Below are 11,884 nucleotides of genomic sequence, written 5' to 3' on the forward strand. Positions count from 1 at the left end.
GTATCACGGCATGGCAAAAAAAGAGCACATTTCAGAAACCCCGGCGACAGCTTTACTGCGCAAGCACAAGGTCCCGTTCACCGAACACCCTTACGAATACGAAGAACATGGCGGCACCACCGTATCCGCGCGCGAACTGGGCGTGGACGAACACCATGTCGTGAAAACGCTGGTGATGCAGGATGAAGCAGCTAAACCTTTAATTGTGCTGATGCATGGGGATTGCAAGGTCTCCACGAAAAACCTGGCGCGCAATATCGGCTGCAAATCGGTGGAGCCGTGCAAGCCGGAAGTGGCGCAGCGCCATTCCGGCTATATGGTGGGCGGCACCTCGCCGTTCGGCACCAAGAAAGCAATGCCGGTGTACGTCGAGGAAAGCATCCTCGGGCTGGAAACGATTTATATCAATGGCGGACGGCGCGGCTTCCTGATCGGCATCCAGCCGCAGGTGCTGAGCGAGGTGCTGGGCGCCAAACCCGTGAATTGCGCGCTGGCCGATTGACCGGTATAGTCACCGCCGGCACTTAAATGGGGACGTAACACATTTAAAAAGACAAATGTGTTACGTCCCCATTTAAGTGCAATATAAATAAAACAACTCAGGGGAATCATGAATACTGTCCTGCTCACCATCGCTGCCTATCTGATCGGCTCGATTTCTTTCGCCGTCGTGGTCAGCAAGTTCTACGGCCTGGCGGACCCGCGTTCCTACGGCTCGGGCAATCCTGGCGCCACCAACGTCTTGCGTAGTGGTAATAAAGGCGCGGCGATCTGGACGCTGATTGGCGACGCCTTCAAAGGCTGGATCGCCGTCTTCCTGACCATCCACTTCGCCGACCAGCTGGGCGCCGGCGACAGCACCATCGCGCTGGTAGCGATTGCCGTCTTCATCGGCCACCTGTGGCCCGTATTCTTCAAGTTCAAAGGCGGCAAGGGCGTGGCGACCGCCGCGGGCGTGCTGCTGGCGCTGAATATCTGGCTGGGCGTGGCGACGCTGGTAACCTGGCTGGTGGTGGCGTACGCCTTCCGCTACTCCTCGCTAGCCGCGCTGGTGGCGTCCATCTTCGCGCCTTTCTACTACGGCCTGCTGTTCGGCGCCGATCCGCAAATGGCGGCGGTGGTGGTGATGAGCGGCCTGCTGATCTGGCGCCATGCCAAGAACATCGGCAATCTGATGGCCGGCAAGGAAAGCCGCATCGGTTCCAAGTCGAAAAAGAAGGCCTGACAGCGCCGATTTCTTCTTCATGCGAAAATGCCAGCTTCGTGACACATGGAGCTGGCAATGAGCACTCCCCTCCGCATTGATTTCGTATCCGACGTTTCCTGCCCCTGGTGCGCCATCGGGCTGCACTCCCTGGAAACGGCACTCAATCGCCTCGGCAGCACCGTCAAAGCCGACATCCATTTCCAGCCTTTCGAACTGAATCCCGCCATGGGACCGGAAGGGCAGGACATCACCGAACACATCCAGCAGAAGTACGGCGCGACGCCAGCCCAGCAGGAACAATCGCGCGAGATGATCCGCCAGCGCGGCGCCGACGTCGGCTTTGAATTCGCTCTGGGCGCGCGCACCCGCATCTACAACACCTTCGACGCCCACCGTTTGCTGCACTGGGCCGGCGAACAGGGCAAGCAGAGCGAGCTGAAGCATGCGCTGCTGTCCACCTACTTCACCAAGGGCGAAGACCCGAGCAACCGCGACATTCTGATCCGCGTGGCAGGGGAAGCGGGACTGGACCAGGAAGCCGCCACCGAAGTGCTGTCGTCCAACCGTTATGCCGAGGAAGTGCGGGAAGCCGAGCGTTTCTACCAGCGCAACGGCATCCACTCGGTTCCTGCGATCATCATCAACGAACGGCATTTGATTTCTGGCGGGCAACCGCCGGAAGCCTTCGAGCAGGCACTGAAACAAATAGTGGCGATGAAATAATAGGTCTTATCTCGGTTACAACCTCTCCCGTTTGCTATACACTGCAAGATGTAGCACCAGCAGCTCAAGGCAAACACTAGAAGCGCGACAACGCTACACACGGGAGAGGGCTCATGTCAGCCGCAGAACAGATCTTTTCGCACTCGTTTCCACTGCCGATGGACGACAAGCACCGTCTGGCCGCCTTGCACCGCTATGAAGCGCTGGACGCGCCAAATACCGAAGACTTCACCTTCCTTACCGAGCTGGCCGCCAAGGTCTGCGACGTGCCTTACGCCTTCATCACCCTGATCGACGCCGACCAGGCCTACGTGAAATCCTTCACCGGGCTGGAACTGGGCAACCTGCCGCGCGGCCAGTGCTATTGCTCGCTGGCGGTGCTGGGCGACGAGGCCACTGAAATCTGCGACCTGACGAAGGATGCGCGCACTTCCAGGATGCCGCTGACGACGGAAGCGCCCTTCATGCGCATGTACAGCAGCGTGCCGCTAACGTCCAGCGACGGCTACGCCATCGGCACGTTGTGCGTGATGAATACCAAGACAGGTTGCCTGTCCACCAGCCAGCGCGACATGCTGCGCCGCCTGGCGCGCCAGGTCATGGCCCTGATCGAGCTGCGCGCCAATGAAAAAGCGCTGAAAGAATCGATGCGCGAGCTGGAAATGCTGGCCACGACCGATGAGCTGACCGGCCTGCACAACCGCCGCTCGCTGATGAACCGCTTGAAATTCGAAGTCGCCCGCACGCGCCGTTTCCGCACGCCGCTGTCGGCGGTGATGGTCGATCTGGACCACTTCAAGCAGGTCAACGACCGTCACGGCCACATGATCGGCGACGAGGTGCTGAGCGCTGTCGGCAAACTGATTCGCGAAAATGTGCGGGTGATCGACGTCGCCGGCAGGTACGGTGGCGAAGAATTGTGTATCCTTCTGCCCAACACGCCGCTGGAAGGCGCGCGCAAGTTTGCGGAAACGCTGCGTGGACGAATTGAGGCGCAGATGCACATGGATGGCAACCGTAGAGTTCCGGTCACGGCCAGCCTGGGCATCGGCTCCTTCAACCATATGGACATCGACGACGCCGACAGCCTGCTGCGCCAGGCCGACGCCGCCTTGTACCGTGCCAAGCAGAACGGCCGCAATAGGGTAGAAGGCTGAAACGAACGGAGAATTTTGAAATGCCTAAGGCAACATGGAATGGCGTAGTGATCGCCGAAGCAGCATCCGACGAAGTTGAAATCGTCGAGCACAATGTGTACTTCCCGCCGGAGCGGGTCAACAAGGAATTCCTGCAGGACAGCGCCCACACCACCATGTGTCCGTGGAAGGGCGTCGCCAGCTACTACAACGTGGTGGTGGACGGCCAGGTGAACGGCAACGCCGCCTGGTACTACCCAACCCCATCTGAAGCCGCCAAGGGATTGAAAAACCGCATCGCCTTCTGGCACGGCGTGGAAGTTCAGCACTAGTGCGTGGATAACATCACCCATTCAGTCGTCGGCCTCGGCGTCGGCGAGCTGATTCAACGCAGCCTGCCTCCCGAGGCAGGCGACGCGCGCCAGAAGACCCGCCACCGCCTGCTGCTGACCGCCTGCGCGGCGGCCAGCAATTTCCCCGATCTCGATCTCGTCCTGACGCACCAGCTGCCGCCACCGCTCGGCTATCTGCTGCATCATCGCGGCCACACGCACACGCTGCTCTACCTTTTGCCGCAAGCCGTGCTGCTGCTGGCGGCGCTATGGCTGCTGTGGCCCAACGCCCGCGCGCTGCTGCGCGAAAGCCGCCATGCACGGCTTGGCCTGCTGCTGGCAACCGTCGCCGGCTTCCTGCTGCATATCTCGATGGACTTCCTGAATTCATACGGCGTCCATCCCTTCTATCCCTTCAACCCGAACTGGTATTACGGCGACGCCGTCTTCATCGTGGAGCCGGTGTTCTGGGTGGCGTTCGGCGTGCCGCTGGCGCTGTCGATCCACACGCGGGCGCGCTGGGTGCTGGTGTTCGGGCTATTTGCTGCACTGGCTTTCGTGACCGTGCATGGCTACCTTAGCTGGGGCTCATTCGAAGCGCTGGCCGCCCTGGGCGGCGCGATAGCGGCGCTGCGCCTGATGCATATGCACAGCCGGCGCGCGCTCGCCCTGGCGCTGGCGATATGCCTGGCCTTCGTTGGCGTTCAGGGCTACGCATCCTCGCTAGGCCGCGCGCAACTCACGCGCCACTTGCAGGCGCTCGACCCGGCATCGCGCGTAGTGGATATCGCGATGACTGCTTTCCCGGCGCAGCCTCTGTGCTGGGCCTTCGCTTCCGTGGAGAGCAACCAAGCTGCCGCCTCTTATCGACTGCGCCGCGGCATTATCAGCCTGGCGCCGGGCTGGCTGCCGGTCGCCGATTGCGCGCCCGCCTTGCAGGCACGTGGCGGCGATGAGCCGGCGCTGCGTGCTGGCGCTGATGGCGTCGCGCTGCAAAGCGACTGGCAGGGCAGCCTGACTACCTTGCGCACGCTCGCTGCGGGCAACTGCGAACTGAACGCCTGGCTGCGCTTCGCGCGCATCCCGCAGGTGGACGAGGAAGTCGCCAGCGACCAGCGCTTCGCCTCCACACCGCGCGGAAACTTCACCACCTTGGAGCTGGCGCAGTCGCGCGCATGTCCCGGCAACGTACCGCAATGGGGCATGCCACGCGCCGACCTGCTGGCCGGCGCGCAGCACTAGCTCAGGCGGCCTGCTTTACCGGATCGAAATCGGTGGACATCGCCACATCGATCCACTGCGCCATTTCCTGTTCCACCTGCTGGTTCTTGGCGCGCACGCGGGCCACGGTATCGCTGCCAAGTTGCAGGCGCACCGGCGGCTTCTCAGCATCGGCCAATTTCAGGATGGCCTTCGACAGCTTCTGCGGATCGCCCGGCTGCTGATGATTCGCGCCGGCCGCGAAGGTACGCATGGCGCCCACGGTTTCCGCGTAGTCCTCGATGCGCGCTGCCGTCTCGGTCAGCGACGTCGCATCCAGGAAGTCCGTGCGGAAGAAGCCCGGTTCGACCACGGTGGCATGGATGCCCAGCGGCGCCAGTTCCATCGACATCGCTTCGCTCAAGCCTTCCACGGCAAACTTGGTCGAACCGTACACGCCCCAGCCGTAGTAAGCGCTGTATCCGCCGACGGACGAGATATTCATCACGTGGCCGCTGCGCTGCTTGCGCATCACCGGCAGCACGGCGCGGGTCACGTTCAGCAGGCCAAACACATTGGTGTCATACAGCTTGCGCACTTCATCGGCCGACGACTCTTCCACCGCGCCGAGCAGGCCAAAACCAGCGTTATTAACCAGCACATCGATGCGGCCGAAGCGTTCCACCGCCTGCTGCGCGGCCACGATAGCTGCGGCTTCCCTGGTCACATCCAGCTGCACGGCCAGCAGATTGGGATGCGCGCCCAGTGCCTCGGTCACGCTTTCCGCCTTGCGGGCGGTGGCCACAACATAGTCGCCGCGCGCCAGTGCGTCGCGCGCAATCAGGGAACCGAAACCGCGGGAAGCGCCAGTGATGAACCAGACTTTCTTTGCCATGATGTTTCTCCTTCGAGAGATTGGTGATTTGGTGAAGGGAAGTGTAGGCGTGGAAGTGCTGCTACACTAGGCATAGGAAAGATGTTTGATTTTCACCTTTTGGTTGTAAATGGCTGGAATGGACAAAGCCCGCGTCATCACCATCTTCATCGGCGTCGTACAGGCCGGCAGCTTCAGCAAGGCGGCCGTGGAGGCGGGGCTGTCCGCGCAAGCCGTCAGCAAAGCCATGCGCCAGCTGGAGGACCACCTCGGCGTGCGCCTGTTCCACCGCACCACGCGCAGCCTGAGTCTGACGGAGGAAGGCCAACGCCTGTTCGAGCTGTCCACGCCCGGCTTGCGCCTGCTGGACGAGGCCTTCGACCAGGTGCAGAACAGCCGCGAGGCCGTGGAAGGCCTGATCCGCATTTCCGCCGCGACCTCGCTGGGCACCATCGTACTCACGCCGCTGATTGCCGAATTCCAGCAGCGATACCCCAGCGCGCATTTCGACCTGCTGCTGAACGACCAGTTCACGGACATGATCTCGTCCAAGATCGACGTCGGCTTCCGTGCCGGTAATCCGCCTGAGCGCAACCTGGTTGCGCGCCACATCGGCGACCTGGCGCTGGCCATCTGCGCATCGCCCGATTACGTTGAGCGCCACGGGGCGCCAAAGAATATCCACGAGCTGCAGAAGCACCGCTGCACCGGCTTCCGCCAGCCCAATACCGGCCGCCTGATTCCATGGGAGCTGAAAGGCGAGGGCGGCACCATCTATCAGGACGTGCCCTGTGTCGCCAGCTTCAACACTGCCGAAAGCGAAGTCGAAGCCGTGCGCGCGGGCGTCGGCATTGGCCAGCTCGCGGTCTACATGCTAGGTGACGACCTCGAACAAGGCCGCCTGCTCCATCTGCTGCCGCAGCAGCTTGGTTCCGGTGGCGGGGTGTACATGTACTACGCCCAGCGCACACGCATGCCGCTGCGTGTGCGACACTTCATCGACTTTGTGGCCGAGCGCGCGCCGGCCTACTTTCCCAAGCCGCGCAAAGCGAGATAGAACATGGACCGCCTTTACCTGATGACCGTCTTTGTCGCCGTCGCCGAAGAGCAGGGCTTTGCATCCGGCGCGCGCCGCCTGGGCATGTCGCCGCCCGCCGTCACGCGCGCCATCGCCGCGCTGGAGGAACGTCTGGCCGTCAAGCTGCTGGACCGCACCACGCGCCATGTGCGCGTCACCGAAGCAGGCCAGCGCTATCTGGACGACGCGCGCCGCATCATCGCCGAGATGGACGAAGCCGACGAAGCAGTCCAGGGCATCAACGCCGCGCCGCGCGGACACCTGATGGTGACGGCGCCCATGCTGTTCGGCCGCATGTACGTCATGCCCGGCATCGTCGACTTCCTGCAGCGCTATCCGGGCATGGAGGTAAGCACTTTATTTGTGGATCGCGTCACGAGCCTTCTGGAAGAGGGCATCGACGTTGGCGTGCGCATTGGCGAGTTGCCGGATTCGACGCTGCGCGCCACACGCGTGGGCGAAGTGCGGCGCGTGGTGGTCGCATCGCCGCAATACCTGGCGCAGCATGGCGCACCTGGCACGCCGCAGGACCTGATGCATCACGTGGTCGTGTCGTCATCCGGATCGAGCACGCCGCCGGACTGGCGCTTTGTCGATCAGGGCCGCCTGATCTCGCAGCGTCCGAGCGCGCGCCTGAATGTGAATACCAACGACGCGGCCATTGAGGCGGTGAAGCGCGGCTTCGGCATCGCACGCCTGCTGTCGTATCAGGCATCGGCGCTGCTGGCCTCCGGTGAGCTGCAACTGGTGCTTGACGATTACGCTACACCCCCGGTACCGATCCATATCGTGCATCGCGATGCGCGCCAGGGCTCCGCGCGCGTGCGGGCCTTTGTTGATTTGATGGTGGTGCGCCTCCGCGCGGAGCCTGGCCTGCACCCGCTTGGTGCGCTGCACAAATCCAGTGCCTGAAATTCACTCCTGATCTGTCTTCCACCCTGCGAATGCGCTGGCACGCTGCTTGCACATACAACCGTGAGGCTGGCGTCCGCCGGCCATTCGCTACGGGGACAACGGAAGATGGACGACAGATTCAGCCTGACCCGCCGCGCCTTGCTCAAGGCCGGCGCCGCCACCGCATTGACAGGACTCGCGACGCAGGGCGTCTGGGCCGCAGGCTCGGACAAGCCTGAGAAAGAGGAGGTCAAAGTCGGCTTCATTCCCCTGACCGATTGCGCGTCGGTGGTGATGGCGTCCGTTCTGGGCTTCGACAAAAAATACGGCATCAAGATCATCCCAAGCAAGGAAGCCTCATGGCCTGCTGTGCGCGACAAGCTGGTGAACGGCGAACTCGATGCATCGCACGTGCTGTATGGCCTGGTGTACGGTGTGCACCTCGGCGTGGGCGGCCCGAAGAAGGACATGGCCGTGCTGATGAACCTGAACCACAATGGCCAGGCGATCACCCTGTCCAAAAAGCTTGCAGATAAAGGCGGTGTTGACGGTGCCTCGCTGGCGAAGCTGATGAAGAGCGATCCGCGCGAATACACTTTTGCGCAGACTTTCCCCACCGGTACGCATGCAATGTGGCTGTACTACTGGCTGGCGGCCTACGGCATCAATCCGATGAAAGACGCAAAGATGATCACCGTGCCGCCGCCGCAGATGGTGGCCAATATGCGTATCGGGAATATGGATGGCTACTGCGTGGGCGAGCCATGGAATCACCGTGCCATTGCCGACGGCATCGGCATCACGGCCACCACCACGCAGGACATCTGGCGCGACCATCCCGAAAAGGTGTTGGGCACCAGCGCCGAATGGGTGAAGAAATATCCGAATACTGCGCGGGCGCTGGTGGCAGCGATTCTCGATGCCGGCCGCTGGATTGACGCTTCGCTGTCCAACAAGGTGAAGATGGCCGATACCATCGCCGACAAATCGTATGTGAATACCTCGGTCGACGTGATCGGCCAGCGTATCCTGGGCCGCTACCAGAATGGCCTGGGCAAGACCTGGGACGATCCGAACTACATGAAGTTCTTCAATGACGGTGCGGTGAACTTCCCCTATCTGTCGGACGGCATGTGGTTCCTCACGCAGCAGAAGCGCTGGGGACTGCTGAAGAGCGATCCGGACTATCTGGCTGTCGCCACGCAGATCAACCAGATCGATTTGTACAGGGACGCGGCGTCGCTGGCCAAAGTGAGCGTTCCGAAATCTCCGCTGCGCACGGTGAAGATGATCGACGGTGCGGTGTGGGATGGCAAGAACCCCAAGGCTTATGCCGATTCCTTCAAGATCAGGGTATAGGAGATTACGATGAGCGCCATCCTTAATCGCGCCGCTGACGGTGCGCCTGCAGCAGTAGGCGCTGCTGCGCCGGCGCCGGCGCCGTCGCTGCCGGCGGCAGCCAATGACGCAGCGCTGTCCACCCGGAGCGCGCGCATCGCCGCCAAAGGCGTCAATCTCCGGCCATGGAGTGAGCGCATGCGGCCCTTCGCGCTGAAAATTGTACCGCCACTGCTGGGACTTGGTTTGCTGCTGCTGGTATGGCAGATTCTGGCCGCGCAGAACAGCGCTTTTCCGACGCCGCTGGCAACCTGGCGTGAGGCGGTGAACCTGTTCTCCGATCCCTTCTACCGCAAGGGGCCGAACGATCAGGGCATAGGCTGGAACGTCCTTGCCTCGTTGCGGCGCGTGGCACTGGGATTCGGACTCGCTGCGGCAGTGGGCATCCCGCTCGGTTTCATCATCGGACGATTTCAGTTCGTGTTTGGCATGTTCAGCCCGATCGTCAGCTTGCTGAAACCCGTATCGCCATTGGCCTGGCTGCCGATCGGGCTGCTGGTGTTCAAGGCTGCCGATCCTGCTGCGGTCTGGGCCATCTTCATCTGTTCGATCTGGCCGATGATCGTCAACACGGCGGTGGGTGTGCAGCGTGTGCCGCAGGATTACCTGAACGTGGCGCGCGTGCTGAATCTCAGCGAATGGAAGGTCATGACCAAGATCCTCCTGCCGGCTGTGCTGCCGTACATGCTGACCGGCGTACGTCTGGCTATCGGCACGGCGTGGCTGGTGATCGTCGCTGCCGAAATGCTGACGGGTGGCGTGGGTATCGGCTTCTGGGTGTGGGACGAGTGGAACAATATGAACGTGCCGCACATCCTGATCGCCATCGGCGTGATCGGCGTGGTCGGCTTGCTGCTGGAAGTGGCGCTGGTGACGCTGGCCAAAGCCGTGACTTACGAGGAGAAATGAGATGGGCAAGTTCATCGACATCAGCAGCGTGGAAATGATGTTCGGCCGCTTCCACGCGCTGAGCAATGTGCAGTTGACGGTGGAGCAGGGCGAATTCATCACGCTGATCGGCCATTCCGGCTGCGGCAAATCCACGCTGCTGAACCTCATCGCGGGACTGGCCAGGCCAAGCGCGGGCGCCCTGATTTGTGCCGGACGCGAAATCAATGGCCCTTCGCCAGAGCGCGCCGTGGTATTTCAGAATCACTCGCTGCTGCCGTGGCTGACCTGCTTCGAGAATGTCTATCTGGCAGTAGAGCGTGTCTTCGGCGCAAAGGAATCGCGCAATCAGCTGGACGAGCGCACCTGGGATGCGCTGGATCTGGTGGGGCTTACCGCATCCGGTGGCAAGCGCCCTAACGAGATCTCGGGCGGCATGAAGCAGCGTGTAGGCATTGCGCGTGCGCTGTCGATGGAACCCAAGGTGCTGCTGATGGATGAACCTTTCGGCGCGCTGGATGCGTTGACCCGCGCGCATTTGCAGGATGAACTGATGCGCATCGTGGCGCGCACCGGCGCTACGGTGGTGATGGTGACGCACGACGTGGATGAGGCGGTACTGCTGTCCGACCGCATCGTGATGATGACCAATGGTCCGGCTGCCACCGTTGGCGGCATCGTGCAGGTGCGGCTGGAGCGTCCACGCGACCGTCTGGCGCTGGCGCAGGACCCGCTCTACATTGACTATCGGACAAGCGTGCTGGAGTTCCTGTATCACCGCCAGGGGCGGCCCGCCCAAAAAGCCGCATGATGGTTGTCGGGTGGAAACAACAGAAGTGTGGCCTAAGCGCGGCGCTTGCTGCTAAATTGTGGTCTATACAAATGGAGACAAGAGAATGGCCACCGAAGTACCGAAAGTAGCATCGCAGCAGCAACCGGCTGAATACAAGGAAAAACCGCGCCGCACCGAGCGCGTGGAATCCATCATCGACCTGCGCCACAAAGGCGTCCGCACCGGCGTCGCTGCCGGTGGACTATTGGCACTGGTCGGGCTGGCAGCCGTTCTGCTGAATTAAACGATGCGCAGTTCGTCCAGCGGCCAGCGCGGACGGACATTGAAGGCATACTCCCGCTGCGCCGCCTGAGGATTGATCTTCAGGCGCATGGCGCCGGCGAAGGCGATCATTGCGCCGTTATCGGTGCAGAATTCCAGCTCCGGGTAGTACACCTTGAACTTCTTCTTTGCCGCCGCTGCGTTCAGCGACGCACGCAGCTGAGCGTTCGCGCCCACACCACCCGCAATCACCAGACGCTTCAAGCCGGTCTGCTTCAGGGCAGCCAGGCACTTCGCGGTCAGCACATCCACGATCGCGTCCACGAAACCGCGCGCGATATTGGCCTTGTCCTGCTCGCAGACATTGGCGGCGCCTTCGCTCTTCTTCACCACCGTCAGCACGGCCGTCTTCAGACCGGAGAAGCTGAAGTTGAGGTCTTTCGAGTGCAGCATGGGGCGCGGCAGCTTGTAGGCTTCCGGATCGCCGAATTCGGCCAGGCGCGAAATCGCAGGACCGCCCGGATAACCGAGGCCCAGCAGCTTGGCGGATTTGTCGAAGGCTTCACCGGCAGCGTCATCCAGCGTTTCGCCCAGCAGCTCGTATTGGCCGACGCCATCCACGCGCATCAGCTGCGTGTGGCCGCCGGATACCAGCAGCGCCACGAAAGGGAACTCGGGCGGTTCGGACGCCAGCAGCGGCGACAGCAGGTGGCCTTCCAGATGATGCACACCCAGCACGGGCTTATCCAGCGCCATGCCCAGGCTGCAGGCGATCGACGAGCCGACCAGCAGCGCGCCCGCCAGGCCGGGGCCTTGCGTGTAGGCGATGGCATCGACCTGCGCCGGCTTCATGCCTGCTTTGTTCAGCACCTGTTCCAGCAGCGGGATGGCGCGGCGGATATGGTCGCGCGACGCCAGTTCCGGCACCACGCCGCCGTATTCCTCGTGCATCGCCACCTGCGAGTGCAGGGCGTGCGACAGCAGGCCGCGGTCCGTGTCATACAGAGCCAGGCCGGTTTCGTCACAGGAGGATTCAACGCCGAGAACGATCATGGAATTGCCGAAAAAGTGTCAGGGGAATCTGCTATTTTACCTTGCCT

Annotated in this window: 14 protein-coding genes; 12 read left to right on the plus strand and 2 right to left on the minus strand. The window is 62.2% G+C overall.

Annotated features, from left to right (window positions below; translation table 11 throughout):
- The first annotated feature begins 10 nt into the window (after window positions 1-10).
- From ybaK to AB4Z19_RS20265, 6 genes are all read left to right on the plus strand, one after another.
- A complete protein-coding gene (gene ybaK, locus AB4Z19_RS20240) occupies window positions 11-502 on the plus strand; it encodes a Cys-tRNA(Pro) deacylase (RefSeq protein WP_442024665.1) in 492 nt (163 codons plus the stop codon).
- Between the two features lie 108 nt (window positions 503-610).
- The gene (gene plsY / locus AB4Z19_RS20245; protein ID WP_442035867.1) at window positions 611-1,225 is read left to right on the plus strand and encodes a glycerol-3-phosphate 1-O-acyltransferase PlsY; all 615 of its coding nucleotides are present in this window, start codon (window positions 611-613) and stop codon (window positions 1,223-1,225) included.
- Between the two features lie 57 nt (window positions 1,226-1,282).
- Window positions 1,283-1,930, plus strand: coding sequence for a DsbA family oxidoreductase (locus AB4Z19_RS20250; protein WP_442024661.1), 648 nt, complete (start codon window positions 1,283-1,285; stop codon window positions 1,928-1,930).
- Between the two features lie 113 nt (window positions 1,931-2,043).
- Window positions 2,044-3,087, plus strand: coding sequence for a sensor domain-containing diguanylate cyclase (locus tag AB4Z19_RS20255; protein WP_442024659.1), 1,044 nt, complete (start codon window positions 2,044-2,046; stop codon window positions 3,085-3,087).
- Between the two features lie 20 nt (window positions 3,088-3,107).
- On the plus strand, window positions 3,108-3,398 hold the full coding sequence (locus tag AB4Z19_RS20260; protein WP_442024657.1) for a DUF427 domain-containing protein: 291 nt from the start codon (window positions 3,108-3,110) through the stop codon (window positions 3,396-3,398).
- Between the two features lie 3 nt (window positions 3,399-3,401).
- Window positions 3,402-4,640, plus strand: a complete 1,239-nt coding sequence (locus AB4Z19_RS20265) for a metal-dependent hydrolase (RefSeq protein ID WP_442024655.1) — start codon at window positions 3,402-3,404, stop codon at window positions 4,638-4,640.
- A 1-nt stretch (window position 4,641) separates the two neighbouring features.
- Here the strand turns inward: AB4Z19_RS20265 and AB4Z19_RS20270 are convergent, their stop codons facing one another.
- Window positions 4,642-5,493, minus strand: a complete 852-nt coding sequence (locus AB4Z19_RS20270; protein WP_442024653.1) for an oxidoreductase — start codon at window positions 5,491-5,493, stop codon at window positions 4,642-4,644.
- 118 nt (window positions 5,494-5,611) lie between these two features.
- On the opposite strand from AB4Z19_RS20270, the gene AB4Z19_RS20275 reads away from it, so the two are divergent.
- From AB4Z19_RS20275 to AB4Z19_RS20300, 6 genes are all read left to right on the plus strand, one after another.
- Entirely contained in the window at window positions 5,612-6,529 is a 918-nt protein-coding gene (locus AB4Z19_RS20275) for a LysR family transcriptional regulator (protein WP_442024651.1), read from the plus strand.
- A 3-nt stretch (window positions 6,530-6,532) separates the two neighbouring features.
- Window positions 6,533-7,462 carry a LysR family transcriptional regulator gene (locus tag AB4Z19_RS20280; protein WP_442024649.1) on the plus strand — a complete coding sequence of 310 codons (930 nt, stop codon included), beginning with the start codon at window positions 6,533-6,535 and terminating at the stop codon, window positions 7,460-7,462.
- A 108-nt stretch (window positions 7,463-7,570) separates the two neighbouring features.
- A complete protein-coding gene (locus AB4Z19_RS20285; RefSeq protein WP_442035868.1) occupies window positions 7,571-8,803 on the plus strand; it encodes a CmpA/NrtA family ABC transporter substrate-binding protein in 1,233 nt (410 codons plus the stop codon).
- 9 nt (window positions 8,804-8,812) lie between these two features.
- Window positions 8,813-9,751 (plus strand): nitrate ABC transporter permease, encoded by a 939-nt coding sequence (ntrB, locus tag AB4Z19_RS20290; protein WP_442026955.1) that lies wholly within the window; start codon window positions 8,813-8,815, stop codon window positions 9,749-9,751.
- Window position 9,752: 1 nt separating this feature from the next.
- Window positions 9,753-10,541, plus strand: coding sequence for an ABC transporter ATP-binding protein (locus tag AB4Z19_RS20295; protein WP_442026954.1), 789 nt, complete (start codon window positions 9,753-9,755; stop codon window positions 10,539-10,541).
- An 85-nt stretch (window positions 10,542-10,626) separates the two neighbouring features.
- Window positions 10,627-10,806, plus strand: a complete 180-nt coding sequence (locus tag AB4Z19_RS20300) for a hypothetical protein (protein WP_442026953.1) — start codon at window positions 10,627-10,629, stop codon at window positions 10,804-10,806.
- Here the strand turns inward: AB4Z19_RS20300 and tsaD are convergent.
- Entirely contained in the window at window positions 10,803-11,837 is a 1,035-nt protein-coding gene (gene tsaD, locus AB4Z19_RS20305; protein ID WP_442026952.1) for a tRNA (adenosine(37)-N6)-threonylcarbamoyltransferase complex transferase subunit TsaD, read from the minus strand. The genes AB4Z19_RS20300 and tsaD overlap by 4 nt on opposite strands.
- Window positions 11,838-11,884 lie beyond the last annotated feature (47 nt).

This window comes from Pseudoduganella sp. RAF19 (assembly GCF_052114165.1).
Lineage (GTDB): Bacteria > Pseudomonadota > Gammaproteobacteria > Burkholderiales > Burkholderiaceae_D > Rugamonas.